The organism is Microbacterium aurantiacum (genome assembly GCF_002872075.1).
In the GTDB taxonomy this organism is placed as follows: domain Bacteria; phylum Actinomycetota; class Actinomycetes; order Actinomycetales; family Microbacteriaceae; genus Microbacterium; species Microbacterium aurantiacum_A.
On record NZ_PGGU01000005.1, the window covers coordinates 18,635 to 33,926 of the forward strand.

The window sequence follows — 15,292 nt, forward strand, 5'->3', positions numbered from 1 at the left end:
TTCGACGTCGCAGTTGATGTCGAATGGCGGGTATGGATTCCCCGCCCATCGCACTCCCGGCCGCGATCCCTCCGGCCCGGCGTCCGCCGATCCCCCTCCTCGCCGCAGTGGTGCCGATCGCGGGTGGAGTCGTTCTCTGGTTGATCACCGGATCACTGTTCGCGCTGTGCTTCGCTGCTCTCGGGCCGCTGATGCTCGTCGCTTCCCTGCTCGATGGTGCACGCAGCCGACGACGTGACCGTCGACTCTCGGACGATGAGTCGGCGCAGGCATGGGCGCGGGCTGAGACGGATCTCCGCGACAGGCAGAACCAGGAACGGATCCGGCTCCGACATCGTCATCCGGACGCTGCGACCTGTCTCATGCAGCCGCCGCTGCGCGGGGTGCAGGCGCCGGATGCGGACACGGAGCTCGTGCTCGGTCACGGTGTCGTCGCGAGCGGCATCCGCACATCCGGGGGAGAGGGCGACCGGGCGCGCGAGTTCCTCGCGCGCAGCAGCGCACTGAGCGATGCACCGATAACGGTGCCGCTCGGCGGGGGCGTCTGCCTGCGCGGCACCGCACCGATCGTCGCAGCCGCCGCTCGAGCGCTCGTGGTGCAGCTCTGTCTGCGCTTCAGCCCGGCGCAGCTCACTCTCGCCGGCGACCTGGACTCGAGTGGTCTCGGCGGTTTCCCGCATGTGCGCGGTGCACGGCGAGGTGCGCTCCGCGTCGGTGTTGCGAGCTCCGGAGCCACCAGGCCAGAAGCGGATGCGGTGCTCTGGCTCCTCCCTCCGGAGGCCGAGGTCCCGGAGGGGGTGACGACGGTGATCGACTGCGTCGAGCCCCAGCGCGCGCAGCTGCGCACCACCAGGGGGGTGCAGGATCTCGCAGTCGAATGCCTCTCGCTCGCTCAGACCGAGGTCGTCGCCGGCGACTGCAGTGATCGAGTCGAAGAAGTCGACGTGCTGCCCGACGCCGTGTCGCTGCACGATCTCGATCAGCCGCACTCCACGAGTGGTCTCCCCGCCGTGATCGGCCGCGGGGAACGCGGAGACGTGCTGCTGGACATCGTCGACGACGGGCCTCACGCGATCGTGACGGGGACGACCGGCACCGGCAAGAGCGAACTGCTGGTCAGCTGGGTGACGGCGATCGCGGCAGGTCACGGTCCCGACCGGGTGTCGTTCGTGCTCGCCGACTTCAAGGGCGGTACCGCGTTCGAGCCGCTGCGAGAACTGCCGCAGGTCGTCGCCGTGATCACCGATCTGGACGAGTCCGGTGCGCGCCGTGGCGTGTCCAGTCTCACGGCGGAGCTTCGCAGGCGCGAGGCCGTACTGGCCGCCGCCGGCGCCCGGGACATCAGCGAGGTCACGATGCCACGGCTCGTGATCGTCGTCGACGAGTTCGCCGCTCTTCTGCAGGAGCACTCCGACCTCGGCAGCGTCTTCACCGATGTGGCCGCGCGCGGGCGAGCTCTCGGCATGCATCTGATTCTGGGAACTCAGCGCGCGTCCGGGGTGATCCGGGAGGCGCTCGCGGCGAACTGCCCGTTGCGCCTCAGCCTGCGCGTCGGGGATCCGGCCGACAGCAGACTGGTTCTCGGAACAGATGCGGCGGCCGAGCTGCCCGGTGGCCCGGGGTCTCGCGGACTCGCGTTCTCCCGACGCCCGCAGGATGTGGATCCGGTGGCGCTCCGTGTGGCGCTCACCGGAGCGGCAGATCTACGGGCCGTCGGGATGCGATGGTCCGCTGCGGCGACAGCGCAGAGTCCCTGGCTGCCGCCGCTCCCGCGTCTGCTGCCCCTGGCGGAGCTGACCTCCGACGGGGCGGCGAGACAGGGAGCCCTGGTTCTCGGGCGTGCCGACGACCCTGATCGTCAGGCGCAGCCGCTGGAGCTGCTCCGACCTGGCGTCGACCGCGGCCTCGCGATCCTCGGCGGCTCTGGGGCCGGGAAATCGGCGGCGATCCGAGCCCTCGCGGCCCAGCATCCGGAAGCCCTATGGATCCCCGGCGACCCGGAGCGCGCATGGGACCTCGTCACCGAGCTGGCTGAGCGAGACCCAGCCCCCGGATCGCTGGTGCTCTGCGACGACATCGATCGGCTGCTCGCCCGCCTACCGCTGGATCACGCGCAGCAGATGGCTCAGCGGTGGGAGCAGATCCTTCGGGCCGGTTCAGGCGCGACAGTCGTGCTCACCGCGGCGCGCGCCGGCGGGCTGGTGGCACGGCTCATCGACGCGCTCCCGTCGAGGGCGCTCCTGCAGATGTCCAGCCGGGTCGAGCACCTGGCGGCGGGCGGTGAGGCCGCGGGGTACGACCGCGACAGGGCACCCGGCCGTGCATGCATCGGGGATCGTGAGGTGCAGTTCGCGTGGATCGACGAGCAGGAGGGGGTCGCCGAGTCACGACCGTCCCGGCGCAGCGGAAGCGACGCCTGGCAACCGGAGAGCGTGATCACCGGTGTCGTGAGTTCCGGCGCCGATGCGGTGGCCACGGCCCTCCGCGACGCGTACCCGTGGTGCGACGTCGTTCCCGCGGCAAGCGACGTCCAGCGCGCTTCGAGGCCGTTGATCGTCGTGGGCGATGCCGATGCCTGGCAGCGCTGCTGGACGGTCTGGCAGCGGGTGCGGGCCGAGGGCGAGGTGCTCGTCCGCGCTGAATGTCCTACAGAGCTGCGGCAGCTCGCGGGTGTGCGCGAGCTGCCTCCGTACGCTCTCACCCATGCCGGACGAGCGTGGTCCCTCAGGGACGCGAGGATGCCCCGGCGCGTGATCGTGCCTGCGCTCCTACCGGCGACCGCATCGAACAGAGGAGTGGGCGGCTGATCAGATCCCGGCGCCGGCGCGGACGGTTCCGACCGGGAGGCCACCGCCGAGCACATCCAGCGGCAGGGCGGCGGAGAGCCTCGTGACGTCGTCGTCGCTGAGGGCGCCCGCGCGCGCAAGGAGGGTGGCCGCGACCAGCGTCGCGGCGCGGGCGGAGCCGTCGAGCATCTTGAGGGCGACAGTCGTGCCGTTCGGGGCGACCATCACCATGAAGCCCTCAGCGCCGCCCTTCGCGAAGACTCCGAGGGTCTCGATCGCGATCGTGTCCGGGCGCTCGGGGCCCTCGATCGTCCACGGATGCTGGCGCACAGCGCGGACCAGCGAGCCGGCCACGCGGTGCAGGGCGAACGGCGAGCGGTCCGATGCACTGCCGATGCGGTGGATCGCACGTGCGACGCCGGTCAGGGTGAGCGCGTACACGGGGGCGCCGCATCCGTCGATCGCCGTGTGTGCGACCTTCTCGCCGGTGAGACGCTCGACGACCTCTCGGATGTGCGCCTGCAGCGGGTGCGCCGGGTCGAGGTAGCCTTCGATCGGCCACCCGGTGGCGACGCAGGCGCGCAGCATCGCCGCGTGCTTGCCGGAGCAGTTCATCCGGATGCGGGACGGCGTGCCGTGCTCGCGCACCATCTCGTCGCGGGTCGCGGTGTCGCTCGGCCATGCCGTGGGGCAGCCGAGGTCGTCCTCGGTGAGACCGCCGGCGGTGAGGATGTCCCGCACCACGGCGGCGTGGCGATTCGTGCCGGTATGGCTGGCAGTGGAGACGGCCAGCTGCTCGCCCTCGAGCGCGGCGCCGGCTGTGATGCATGCAACCGCCTGCATGGGCTTCATGCTCGACCGGGGGAGCACCAGGGCCTCGGCGTTGCCGTACCGCGCGACGACATCACCGTCTGTCGAGAGCACGACAGCGGCCCCGGCATGTCGGGACTCGATGAACCCGCTCCGCTCGACGACGGCGAGTTCCACGGCATCCTGAACGGTCAGAGTCTCCATCACGCTCCAACCCTAGCCAATGCCCCGGCTGGCAGACTGTTGCCATGGCAGAACAGAGCATCTCTCGACCCCTCGGTGAGCACCACTACGAACTCGTCGCGACATGGACGGGCAACACCGGCACCGGCACGTCCGGCTACCGTGACTATCGACGCGATGTGACGCTCGACGTCGCGGGGAAGCCGGGAATTCTGGCGTCTTCCGACAAGCCGTTCCGCGGCGACACCGCACGCTGGAACCCCGAAGACCTGCTGCTGGCCTCGCTCTCGGAGTGCCATCTGCTGTCGTACCTGCACGCCTGCGTCACGGCGGGGGTCGTCGTGGTGTCCTACACCGACCGGGCGACCGGCGTGATGCGCGAGAACGGCGCCGGAGGTGGGGCATTCGTGGAGGTCACCCTGCATCCGGAGGTCGTGGTCGCCGACGCATCCATGATCGAGGCGGCTGAGCTCGCGCATGCCCAGGCCAACGAGTGGTGCTTCATCGCCAACTCGGTGAACTTCCCGGTCCGCCACCGGGCGACCGTCACCGCGGGATAGCCACTGGTCGTTGAAGTCGTCGAAGCTCAGCGGCGCTCGTGGGGCAGCGCCTGCTTGATCTTCTCGATCGTGCTCTGAGCCGGTGCTTCGTTGTACGCCCCGGCGAGCTCCTGACCCGACAGCGAATGGATCGCGGCCATGATCTGGTCGGTGGCGAGACGTCGTGCCTTACCGCTGGATGCCGGGCCATGGGGCGACAGGTCGAGTGGCTGACCGAAGCGCACCGTGATCCGCTCGGACATCGAGGGCATCTTCGCACCGACGGGCATCACCTTGTCGGTGCCGATGAGACCGACCGGAACAACGGGCGCGCCGGTCTGCAGCGCGAGGAATGCCACGCCGGTACGTCCCTTGTACAGGCGACCGTCTGTGGAGCGTGTGCCTTCGGGATAGAGGGCGACGGCCAGGCCGTCCTCGAGCAGCTGACGTTGCAGATCGAGAGCGTCCAGGGCGGCCTGCCCCGCGCCACGGCGCACGGGAATGGCGCCGATCGATTCGAAGAAGGTCTTGCTGAGCGCGCCCTTCATGCCGGTGCCCTCGAAATAGCTCGACTTGGCCAGGAAGTGGACGGGGCGGGGAGCGGCGACCGGGATTGCGATGGAGTCGATGAACGAGAGGTGGTTGCTCGCGAAGATCACCGGACCCGTCATCGGGACGTTCTCCCGACCCTCGACCCGCGGCCGGTAGATAAGGCGGGCCAATGGGCTGATCAGACTGCGACCGAGCGCGTAGGTGAACCCTGCGTGCCGCGGTTTCGCCGACTCTTCGACCGAGTGCTCGGGCTCCACGGACTGCTCAGAGGTCATCAGAGCAGGTTACTCCCGGATCCATGCCCGTGTGGGAATGCAGAAACGCGCGCGTCTCCCAGCGGGGGCAAAGGGGGATGCGGGAGGATGGTGGTTTCCGCCCGCGATCCCGAGGTCCCACTGTGCGCAAGCGTCCGCTCATCGTCCTGTCCACCGTCGCTGCAGCGACCCTCCTGCTCGCCGGCTGCGCAGGCAGCCCCGCTCCGGAGAGCTCGACGACCCCGGAACCGGAGAGCGCGTGCGCACTCGACGCCAAGGCCGGTGCCACCTCGGATGCCGTGGTCGTCGACGGTGAGGGCGCCGACGCCAAGGTCACCGTTCCCGCCGACGCGCCCTTCGCCGACGTCGAGCGCACCGTCATCGGTGAGGGAGACGGTGACGAGGTCACCGTCGGCGACCTCGTCTCGGTCCGCTACCAGATCGTAGACGCCGCGAGCGGTACGGTCCTCGACTCGTCCGCACGGGGCGAGGACGGCCTGCTGCCGATCCTGATGGACACCAACCAGTCCTCGCTCTTCGTCGCAGCGCTGGAGTGCAACCCCGTCGGTTCCCAGATCGTCCTCGCACTGCCCAGCAGCGTGCTCGGCGAGGGCGCGAGCAACATCGTCGTCTATGCAGAAGCCGTCGAGGAGCTTCCGACCGTCGCGACCGGCGAGCCGGTGGAGCCCACTCCGGGCATGCCGAAGGTGAAGCTGGACGACGACGGCGCACCCACGATCACGATCCCGGATGGCGATGCGCCTGCCGAGACGAAGGTCGCCCTCCTCAAGGAAGGCGACGGCCCCGTCGTCGGCGCCGGTGACCTCGTGGTCGTGCAGTACCTCGGTGTGAAGTGGTCCGACGGCAAGGAGTTCGACTCCAGCTGGAGTCGCGAGGCGACGCCCACGCAGTTCCAGACATCGGGAGTCGTGACCGGATTCCGCGTGGCGCTCGAAGGCCAGAAGGTCGGCTCGCAGGTGATCGTCACAATGCCCCCGAAGGACGGTTACGGCGCGAGCGCCGGTCATGAGCTCGAGAAGGAGAGCCTCGTCTTCGTCGTCGACATCCTCGCCACCACTGCCGCCCCGCAGTAGCCAATAGGCTGGCGACATGCGTCGCGTCATCGTCCTCGGGTCCACAGGTTCCATCGGCACTCAGGCGCTGGAAGTCATCCGCGCGAATCCGCGTCGATTCGAACTCGTCGGGCTCGCAGCCGGCAGCAACGCCGAGATGCTCGGCGACCAGGCCGCGCAGTTCCAGGTGGAGGACACCGCACTCGGAGCGGCGGAGGCCGAGCAGCTGGTGCGCGATGTGGAGGCTGATGTCGTCCTCAACGCGATCACCGGCTCGATCGGCCTCGGCTCGACGCTCGCGGCTCTGAAAGCGGGGCGCGCGCTCGCGCTCGCCAACAAGGAATCGTTGATCGTCGGTGGAGAGCTCGTGCTCGCCGCAGCCGCACCCGGGCAGATCGTTCCGGTCGACTCGGAGCACTCCGCCATCGCCCAGGCGCTGCGCAGCGGCCGTCACGACGAGGTGCGGCGGCTCGTCGTCACGGCATCCGGGGGTCCGTTCCGAGGTCGGAGCCGCGCGGAGCTGGCCGCCGTGACGCCCGCGGAAGCCCTGGCGCATCCGACCTGGGACATGGGCCGGATGGTGACGACGAACTCGGCGACGCTGGTCAACAAGGGACTCGAAGTCATCGAGGCGCATCTGCTGTTCGACGTCGCCTACGACGACATCGCGGTGGTGGTGCATCCGCAGTCGATCGTGCACTCGATGGTCGAGTTCGTCGACGGTTCGACCATCGCCCAGGCGTCACCCCCCGACATGCGTCTCCCGATCTCGCTCGGACTCGACTGGCCCGAGCGCGTCGGGGGAGTGGGCCGTCCGCTGGACTGGACCAAGGCGACGTCGTGGACCTTCGAGCCGCTGGACGACGGGGCCTTCCCCGCGGTCGCGCTGGCCAAAGCCGTCGGTCGTGCCGGCGCCACGTTCCCAGCCGTCTACAACGCCGCCAACGAGCAGGCGGTGGACGCCTTCCACGAGGGACGGTTGCCGTTCCTCGGAATCGTCGACACCATCGCACGCGTCGTCGATGCGCACGAGCCGCCGGACAAGCTGACCGTGGAGTCGCTCGCCGACGCCGAGATCTGGGCTCGCCGGAAGGCCGACCAGCTGATCGCCGCCGCCTGAGTCGCGCGGTTGTCGGGCGTCTACGACTCGTCGGGGTAGGGCACCGGCCAACGCGATTCCGGCACGGGCCATCCGGCCGCGCGCAGGGCGCGGCGGGCGAGTTCTCGCGCCGAGTACGGTGTGCGCACTCCGCGGATGTCGCGGTAGTCCTGGTGTCCTGGGCCCGCCCAGAGGATTGCGTCGCCATCGCCGACGAGCCCGACCGCGGCGACGATCGCACGCTCGGGCGGGGAGTACTCGTGGATCTCGGCATCCGGCCGCGCAGCGCGGGCGCCCTCGACGAGGGTCGCCCTGATCGACTCAGGATTCTCGAAACGCGGGTGGTGGTCGGTGACGACCAGGATGTCGCTGCCCTCGACGGCCGTGCGGGCCATGTCGAATCGCTTGCTGGCGTCGCGGTCGCCGTCGGCGCCGAACAGCATCAGTACTCGGCCGGGTGTCACCCGCCGTACCGCCGCGAGGGTCTTCTCGAAGGCGTCGGGAGAATGCCCGAAGTCGACGAAGACAGCGGGACCGCGATCGCCGGAGACCAGCTGAGTGCGGCCGGGCAGGTAGGCGCGGATGCCGCCATCGCGCTCCAGGGCCGCCGAGATGCGCTCCCAGGCGTACCCGCCCTCGAGCATCATGACGATCGCGAGCGCGGCGTTGGCGGCCATGTGCGGGCCGATGACGGGAACAGTGGTGGTGAGGGTGCGGCCGTCGGGGCCCGTCATCGTGAACGTCGTGCCGGTGGCGCGCTCGTCGTCGATGACGATCACCCAGTCGGCACGGGCTGCGACATCCGCATCGGCGGCGATCGACGGGGTGCCGACGGTGACCACCGGGATCTCGGCGCGGTCGACGACGATCGAGCCCGACGGGGAGTCCAGGCAGATGACCGCGCGGCGCGCACGATCGGGGAGGAACAGCGGCAGCTTCGCCTCGAAGTACTCCTCCATGTCGGCGTAGTCGTCGAGGTGGTCGTGGCTGAGGTTCGTGAACCCGGCGACGTCGAACAGGATGCCGTCTACCCGATGCCGGGACAGTGCCTGGGCGCTGACCTCGACGGCCACCGCTTCGACCTCTCGCTCGCGCATCAGGGCCAGCAGTGCGTGCATCTCGGACGCTTCGGGCGTGGTGAGGCGCGACACGATGACCTCGCCCGCGATGTGACGCTCGGCGGTCGAGGAGAGGCCGGTGACCACGCCGAGCTGATCGAGGATGCCTTCGAGTAGATGCGAGACGCTGGTCTTGCCGTTGGTTCCGGTCGTCGCGAAAAGCAACGGGAGCGGGTCGTCGGCACCGGTGCCGTACACCCACGCACTCAGCGCGCCGAGAATTCCGCGGGGATCGTCGACGACGAGCACGGGGAGCCCGGATGAGGCGGCGATGGCGGCGCCCGTTTCGTCGGTGATGACGGCCACGGCTCCCTTCTCCGCCGCGGTGGCGGCGAAATCGGCGCCGTGGCGGTTCACGCCCTGGATCGCGACGAACGCCTCGCCCGGTCGGAGGTCGGCGGTGGCGAGCGTGATCCCCGTCACCGTGACCCCTTCAGCGTCGCCGCGCACGTCGCGGGCGAATCGGGAGGCGAGTTCGGTGAGCTCACGCCGCGGCGGGTTCGCGGGGCGGAGCACAGGAGGCAGGCTCGGTTGTTGTTCAATCGACATGGCGCATCCATGATCTCACGGCGCGCGTGCGAACCCGGCACGGCGCCGGGCGGATTCCTAGGGATCGCGCAGTAGCGTGGGCACGTGGAAATCCTGCTGTATGCGGGCGGCATCCTGTTCATGCTGCTCGGGCTCGGTCTGTCGATCGGCCTGCACGAAGTCGGCCATCTGGTCCCGGCGAAGCTCTTCGGCGTGCGCGTCGGGCAGTACATGATCGGTTTCGGGCCGCGTCTCTGGTCGAAGCGGTTCGGGGAGACCGAGTACGGCTTCAAGGTCCTCCCGCTGGGCGGTTTCATCTCGATGTCCGGGATGTATCCCGCGTCGAAGGACGCAGGCCCCGCGCGTGGCCTGTTCCGCACGCTCATCCAGGACGCCCGCTCCGCCAACGACGAGACGATCGCCGAAGGCGCCGAGGATCGTGTGTTCTATCGGCTTCCGGTGTGGAAGCGCGTGATCATCATGCTCGGCGGACCGCTGATGAACCTGATCCTGGCGGTGCTCATCTTCACGGTGCTCGCCTCCGGCATCGGCCTCCAGCAGGGCACGACCACGATCGCCTCCGTGACGGAATGCGTACTGCCGGCGGGGTCGACGCAGGAGGAGTGCCGCGCGGGTGACCCGGCATCGCCGGCCGCCGAAGCCGGGATCCTTCCGGGCGACGTGCTGCTCTCGATCGATGGGACGCCCGTCTCCACCTTCGCCGAGGCGACCGCCATCGTGCAGGCCGCCCCCGGGGAGTCGCTGGACATGGTCGTGCGGCGCGATGGGGTGGAAAAGACGCTGACCATCAGGCCGATCGCGGCCGAGCGGAAGATCACGGACGCGAGTGGCCAGCCGGTACTCGATGCGGGCGGTGAACAGGTCGTCCGCGAGGTCGGCTACGTCGGGATGGGCTCGCAGATGGGCTTCGTGCAGCAGCCTCTGCTCGTCGGTCCCGAACTCGCCATGGACAACGTCGCGCGGGTCGCCAACCTGGTGGCGACGTTGCCTGTGCGCCTCTGGGATGTCGGCATGTCGCTCTTCACGGGGAGCGAGCGCGATCCGAACGGCCCGCTCAGCGTGGTCGGAGTCGGACGGCTGGCTGGAGAGGTTGCTGCGACTGAGGCGCCGATCCTCAATCGCTTCACGGTGCTCCTCAGCCTGCTCGGGTCGCTCAACATCGCCCTGTTCGTCTTCAACCTGATCCCGCTGCTGCCGCTGGACGGCGGACACGTCGTGGTCGCGCTGTGGGAGGGAATCCGCCGGGTCTGGGCGAAGCTGTTCCGCCGCCCGCCGCCTGCACCGGTCGATGCGACCAGGCTCGTGCCGCTGACCGTGGTGGTGGCGACACTGCTGATCGGCATGGGCGCGCTGCTCCTGGTCGCCGATGTCTTCAAGCCGATCAGCATCCTGCAGTGACCGGACTGCAGGCGGTGGTCAGGCCAGTGCCTGCGCGACCAGGCGCGTCAGGGTACGGATGCCGTCGCGCGACAGGATCGACTCGAGATGTCCCTGCACGGAGGCGAAGTGCGCGCCGCGGAGCGCGTACACATCACCTGATGCCGGGTCGGCTGAGACCTCCGCGCCGCCGATCGATGTCACTCCCGGTGCCACTCGAGCGGTGAAGGTGTTGTAGAAGCCGATCGACGCCTCTTCGCCGAAGACGGGGACCGACTTCTGCAGGCCCTGGTGCGGTGCATCCAGCGGTGTGAGGTCGATGCCCAGCCGATCGGCGAGGATCTGATGGCTCAGGCAGACCGCGAGCAGCGGTGCGCCGTGGTCGAGTCGACGGGCCACGATCTCGCGCATCCGCGCGATCCGAGGGTTGGCGTCATCCCGCGGGTCGCCCGGACCGGGGCCCGCGACGACGAGGTCTGCAGCATCCAGGTCCTGATCGCCGATCTCGCTCCACCCGGCGATCGTGACCTCCAGTCCGAGGTGGCGCAACTGGTGCGCGAGCATCGTGGTGAACCGATCCTCGGCGTCGACCACGACGGCCGTGCGGCCGGTGAACGGCCCCGGCGCTCCATCGTCCTGCGGGTTCAGCCAGAACTCGGCGAGCCGACTGTTGCGCGAGGCGAGCAGCTCGGCGATCGCCGGGTCGTCGGCGAGTGCGTGCTCCTCGGCCGGAGCATCCGCGTCGCTGCGCGCCTCGGCAACGCGATCACGGTCGATCGCTCCGATGGCGCCCAGGACGCCGGCGGCCTTTCCGTGGGTCTCACTGACCTCGCCATGGGGGTCGGAGTGGCGCACGAGCGTTGCACCGACCGGAACGCGCAGCGTGCCGTCCTGCAGATACACCGTGCGGATCAGGATCGGCGCGTCCAAGTCGTGTCCGCCTTCGGCGTTCGGCGTGAACAGCGCGGCGACGCCCGAATAGTAACCGCGGGGGGAGCGCTCGTGCCGGCGGATCACCGCACACGCGTTCTGCATCGGCGATCCGGTGACGGTCGGCGCGAACATCGTCTCTCGGAGGATGTCGCGCGGGTCGAGCCGGCTGCGGCCGCGGAGCATGTACTCGGTGTGGGTGAGACGCGACATCTCTTTGAGGTGCGGCCCCGTGATGCGGCCGCCGTCCGAACAGACCGCGCTCATCATCTTCAGTTCCTCGTCGACGACCATGAAGAGCTCCTCTGTCTCCTTCGTCGAGGAGAGGAAGTCGATCAGCGTCTCCTTGGTGGCGCCGCCCGCCGGGTGGCGGAAGGTGCCGGAGATCGGGTTCATGGTGACGACGCCGCCGCGGGCGACGACGTGCGCCTCGGGGCTCGCGCCGACGGAGATGTGGCCCGGCGTCACGACGAGGAACGTCCAGTACGCGCCGCGTTCGTGTGTCAGGAGCGCGCGGAACCAGGTGAGGGCGGCGGCGCGGTCGTCGGCTTCGATCCGCGCGGTGAAGTCGCGGCGGATCACGAAGTTCGCGCCCTCGCCTCGGCCGATCTCGTCGGCGATGACGCGCTCGACGATCGCGGCATAGTCGTCATCGGTGATGTCGAAGCCGGCGTCCTGCAGCGGGATGGGTGCATCCGGGAGCTCGTCGAGAAGATCTGCGGTGGAAAGCGCGAGGTGCTCGTCGACGATCAGGCACCGAAGCGGCGCGGCGTCGTCCTGAGCGACGAAGCCCCGCTCTCGCACTTGCCGGTACGGGACCATGGCGAAGATCTCACGGGAGACGCCCTCGATGGTGAGCGGGATGTCGGCGAGGAGGTCGACGTCGGCGACGTCGCCGGTGAGCAGCTCGACGGTGTCGGCGCCGTCGCGTGCGATGAGCACGAAGGAAGCCGCCGGATCTGCGGTGAGCTCGGCGAGGCGTGAGAGGGTCATCGATGTCTCCTGTGCGGTGCTCCGGCTCGGCCCAACGAAAAGACCGCCCCGGAGGCGGTCTGAATTCGTGGGAACGCGAACACACCGCCTAGGAGGCGGGCCACCAGGTGACGTTCGCGAGCATGGGCCGAAACTACCACACGAGCGGTGTGTGATCCGGCCGGATGACGGAGTGCGGCTCGTGGCCGGCATCCAGCCCGCGCGCATGCGGGCGGCGTAGGCTTGAGGGGTGCCAGCAGTGAACCTTGGGATGCCGAAGATCCCCGAAGTCCTCGCCCCTCGCCGCAAGACCCGTCAGATCAAGGTCGGCAAGGTGCTCGTCGGCGGTGACGCTCCGGTCAGCGTCCAGTCGATGACGACGACCAAGACCACCGACATCAACGGCACTTTGCAGCAGATCGCCGAGCTCACGGCATCGGGATGCGAGATCGTGCGTGTCGCCGTGCCGCATCAGGACGACGCGGACGCGCTGAAGATCATCGCGATGAAGAGCCAGATCCCGGTGATCGCCGACATCCACTTCCAGCCGCGCTACATCTACACCGCGATCGACGCCGGTTGCGGTGCGGTTCGCGTGAACCCCGGCAACATCCGCGAGTTCGACGGCAACGTCGGCAAGATCGCAGAAGCCGCGAAAGCTGCCGGTGTCTCTCTGCGCATCGGCGTCAATGCCGGCTCGCTCGACAGGCGCATCCTGCAGAAGCACGGCAAGGCGACCGCCGAGGCCCTCGTGGAGAGTGCCGTGTGGGAGGCGTCGCTGTTCGAGGAGCACGACTTCCACGACTTCAAGATCTCGGTCAAGCACAATGACCCGATCGTGATGGTCAAGGCGTACCGCCTGCTCTCCGAACGCGGTGACTGGCCGCTGCACCTCGGCGTCACCGAGGCCGGCCCGGCGTTCCAGGGCACCATCAAGAGCGCCACCGCGTTCGGCATCCTCCTCTCCGAAGGCATCGGCGACACCATCCGGGTCTCGCTGTCCGCGCCGCCGGCCGAAGAGGTCAAGGTCGGTCATCAGATCCTGCAGTCGCTGAACCTGCGCGAGCGCAAGCTCGAGATCGTCTCCTGCCCCTCGTGCGGACGCGCCCAGGTCGATGTGTACACGCTTGCCGAGAACGTCACCGAGGGCCTCAAGGACATGACGGTGCCGCTCCGCGTCGCCGTCATGGGCTGCGTCGTGAACGGGCCGGGCGAGGCGCGCGAAGCCGATCTGGGCGTCGCATCCGGCAACGGCAAGGGACAGATCTTCGTGAAGGGCGAGGTCATCAAGACCGTTCCCGAGGCGGATATCGTCGCGACGCTCATCGAAGAGGCGAACCGCATCGCCGCCGAGATGGGACCGGGATCGCCCCTCGGCACCGCCCAGGTCATCACGATCTGACCTCCGCACCTCAGACAAGGAGACGACGATGTCCACTCAGGTTCCTGCTCCCGTCCAGGCGATGGTCGACGCGATCAACGCCGCCGACACGGAGGCTTTCGTGGCCGCGTTCACGCCCGACGGCTTCGTCAGCGACTGGGGCACGGTCAGGGCCGGCCCCGACGGCGTCCGCAGCTGGGCGGGGAGCGACGCCATCGGCGCCGGGGCGCAGATGACGGTGCTGAGCGCGGAGACCGAGGGCGACACGACACGCATCCGCTTCGCATGGTCCAGTCGGGTGTTCAACGGGGAGTCCGACGGGATCTTCGTCGTCTCCGGTGACAGGCTCGCCAGTTTCACCATCCCGCCGAATCACTGAGCGGAGTACGGTACCGATAACGGAACCATTCATCGGGAGGTGCTTGATGCGTACTGCAAAGACCCGGGTCGGGATCGTGTTCGGCGCCGTCATCGCACTCTCGCTGTCTGCGTGCGCGCCGATGCCGTCCGCTGAGCCGTCGTCACCCGCTTCGGCGGAGGCGACCGAGCCTGCTCCGTCCGAGTCCGTAGCCCCGGCCGTCGAGCCGTCCCCGGAAGATGACTCGCCGATAGCGGGTGTCTACTTGGACTACGAGGATGGGGCGATCGAAGCCACACCCGGCACCAAGGTCCTTTTCTTCCACGCGACGTGGTGCCCGCAGTGCCGGATGCTCGATGAACAGCTTCGGAACGAGGGGGCGCCCGACGGGGTGACCGTGTTCAAGGTCGATTACGACGATCGGGTGGATCTGCGACAGCAGTACGGTGTGACCCTGCAGACGACGGTCGTGTACGTCGGCGACGACGGGGAGAAGTTGTCCAGCGCCGTGGTGTACGACGAGCCGTCCATCGAGTCGCTTCTCGCCGCGGCGCCGTGACCGTGCGATGACCGCGTCGCTGCTGCTGAGCCTCGCCGCCGGGATTCTGACCGTCGCCGCGCCCTGCGTGCTGCCTCTGCTGCCGATCATCATCGGCGGCGCAGCCGTCGGAGACGAGCGGCGCAGCCGGCTACGGCCTTACACGATCGCAGCGTCGCTCGCCGTGAGCGTCATCGTCTTCACCCTTGCACTGAAGGCCACGACCGCGTTGCTGGGCATCCCACCCGCCGTCTGGCAGATCGTCTCGGGAACGATCATCATCCTGCTGGGTGTGGATCTGCTCTTCCCGGTGATCTGGGACCGGATTTCCGCGCGGCTCCGTCTGCAGGAGCGCAGCGGCGAAATGCTGGAGAGCTCGCAGTCGCGCCGGGGGATCGCGGGCGACGTGCTCACCGGAGCCGCCCTCGGGCCGGTCTTCTCGAGTTGCAGCCCCACATACGCGCTCATCGTCGCCGCCATCCTGCCGGTGTCGTTCGCCGAAGGGTTCGTCCACGTGATCGCGTACGCGGTGGGGCTCGCCGGCACTCTGCTGCTGGTGGGTCTTCTCGGGCGGCGTCTGGTGAGGCGGCTCGGCTGGCTCGCTGATCCGCGGGGCTGGTTCCGTCGGGTGATCGGCGTTCTGTTCGTTATCGTGGGGATCGCCGTGATCGCAGGCCTGGACAAGGCACTGCAGACGCTGATCCTGGATCTGGGCTGGTATGCCCCGGTAGAGCAGCTCGAGCGCTGGATCGGCGGCGGTTGAACGTGAATGG

The 15,292-nt window shown here is 69.0% G+C and carries 13 protein-coding genes; 9 read left to right on the forward strand and 4 right to left on the reverse strand.

Annotated elements, in window-relative coordinates; translation table 11 throughout:
* Window positions 1-32 precede the first annotated feature (32 nt).
* On the forward strand, window positions 33-2,807 hold the full coding sequence (locus CUR96_RS03010; protein ID WP_180968922.1) for an FtsK/SpoIIIE domain-containing protein: 2,775 nt from the start codon (window positions 33-35) through the stop codon (window positions 2,805-2,807).
* On the opposite strand, the gene CUR96_RS03015 is transcribed toward CUR96_RS03010, so the two are convergent.
* A complete protein-coding gene (locus tag CUR96_RS03015) occupies window positions 2,808-3,800 on the reverse strand; it encodes an asparaginase (protein ID WP_102191824.1) in 993 nt (330 codons plus the stop codon).
* A 44-nt stretch (window positions 3,801-3,844) separates the two neighbouring features.
* On the opposite strand from CUR96_RS03015, the gene CUR96_RS03020 reads away from it, so the two are divergent.
* Window positions 3,845-4,339: an OsmC family protein gene (locus CUR96_RS03020; protein ID WP_102191825.1), complete on the forward strand. Its 495-nt coding sequence runs from the start codon at window positions 3,845-3,847 to the stop codon at window positions 4,337-4,339.
* A 26-nt stretch (window positions 4,340-4,365) separates the two neighbouring features.
* Here the strand turns inward: CUR96_RS03020 and CUR96_RS03025 are convergent, their stop codons facing one another.
* The gene (locus tag CUR96_RS03025) at window positions 4,366-5,145 is read right to left on the reverse strand and encodes a lysophospholipid acyltransferase family protein (RefSeq protein WP_180968923.1); all 780 of its coding nucleotides are present in this window, start codon (window positions 5,143-5,145) and stop codon (window positions 4,366-4,368) included.
* A 122-nt stretch (window positions 5,146-5,267) separates the two neighbouring features.
* On the opposite strand from CUR96_RS03025, the gene CUR96_RS03030 reads away from it, so the two are divergent.
* Both CUR96_RS03030 and dxr read left to right on the forward strand, forming a co-directional pair.
* Window positions 5,268-6,218, forward strand: coding sequence for an FKBP-type peptidyl-prolyl cis-trans isomerase (locus CUR96_RS03030; protein ID WP_102191826.1), 951 nt, complete (start codon window positions 5,268-5,270; stop codon window positions 6,216-6,218).
* Window positions 6,219-6,234: 16 nt separating this feature from the next.
* Window positions 6,235-7,317 (forward strand): 1-deoxy-D-xylulose-5-phosphate reductoisomerase, encoded by a 1,083-nt coding sequence (dxr, locus tag CUR96_RS03035; RefSeq protein WP_102191827.1) that lies wholly within the window; start codon window positions 6,235-6,237, stop codon window positions 7,315-7,317.
* A 20-nt stretch (window positions 7,318-7,337) separates the two neighbouring features.
* On the opposite strand, the gene CUR96_RS03040 is transcribed toward dxr, so the two are convergent.
* Entirely contained in the window at window positions 7,338-8,963 is a 1,626-nt protein-coding gene (locus CUR96_RS03040; RefSeq protein ID WP_180968924.1) for a Mur ligase family protein, read from the reverse strand.
* A gap of 84 nt (window positions 8,964-9,047) precedes the next feature.
* Here CUR96_RS03040 and CUR96_RS03045 point away from each other — a divergent pair, with 84 nt between their 5' ends.
* Window positions 9,048-10,361 (forward strand): M50 family metallopeptidase, encoded by a 1,314-nt coding sequence (locus CUR96_RS03045; RefSeq protein WP_102191829.1) that lies wholly within the window; start codon window positions 9,048-9,050, stop codon window positions 10,359-10,361.
* An 18-nt stretch (window positions 10,362-10,379) separates the two neighbouring features.
* Here CUR96_RS03045 and CUR96_RS03050 read toward each other — a convergent pair whose 3' ends face one another.
* Window positions 10,380-12,263, reverse strand: a complete 1,884-nt coding sequence (locus tag CUR96_RS03050) for a chorismate-binding protein (RefSeq protein ID WP_102191830.1) — start codon at window positions 12,261-12,263, stop codon at window positions 10,380-10,382.
* Between the two features lie 229 nt (window positions 12,264-12,492).
* On the opposite strand from CUR96_RS03050, the gene ispG reads away from it, so the two are divergent.
* Genes ispG through CUR96_RS03070 form a run of 4 tightly spaced genes read left to right on the forward strand, consistent with a single transcriptional unit; the run spans window position 12,493 to window position 15,282 of the window.
* Complete coding sequence (gene ispG, locus CUR96_RS03055; RefSeq protein WP_180968925.1) at window positions 12,493-13,644, forward strand: flavodoxin-dependent (E)-4-hydroxy-3-methylbut-2-enyl-diphosphate synthase; 1,152 nt, start codon at window positions 12,493-12,495, stop codon at window positions 13,642-13,644.
* Between the two features lie 28 nt (window positions 13,645-13,672).
* A complete protein-coding gene (locus tag CUR96_RS03060) occupies window positions 13,673-14,002 on the forward strand; it encodes a nuclear transport factor 2 family protein (RefSeq protein WP_102191832.1) in 330 nt (109 codons plus the stop codon).
* A gap of 46 nt (window positions 14,003-14,048) precedes the next feature.
* On the forward strand, window positions 14,049-14,540 hold the full coding sequence (locus tag CUR96_RS03065) for a thioredoxin family protein (protein WP_102191833.1): 492 nt from the start codon (window positions 14,049-14,051) through the stop codon (window positions 14,538-14,540).
* 7 nt (window positions 14,541-14,547) lie between these two features.
* Entirely contained in the window at window positions 14,548-15,282 is a 735-nt protein-coding gene (locus CUR96_RS03070; RefSeq protein WP_102191834.1) for a cytochrome c biogenesis CcdA family protein, read from the forward strand.
* Window positions 15,283-15,292 lie beyond the last annotated feature (10 nt).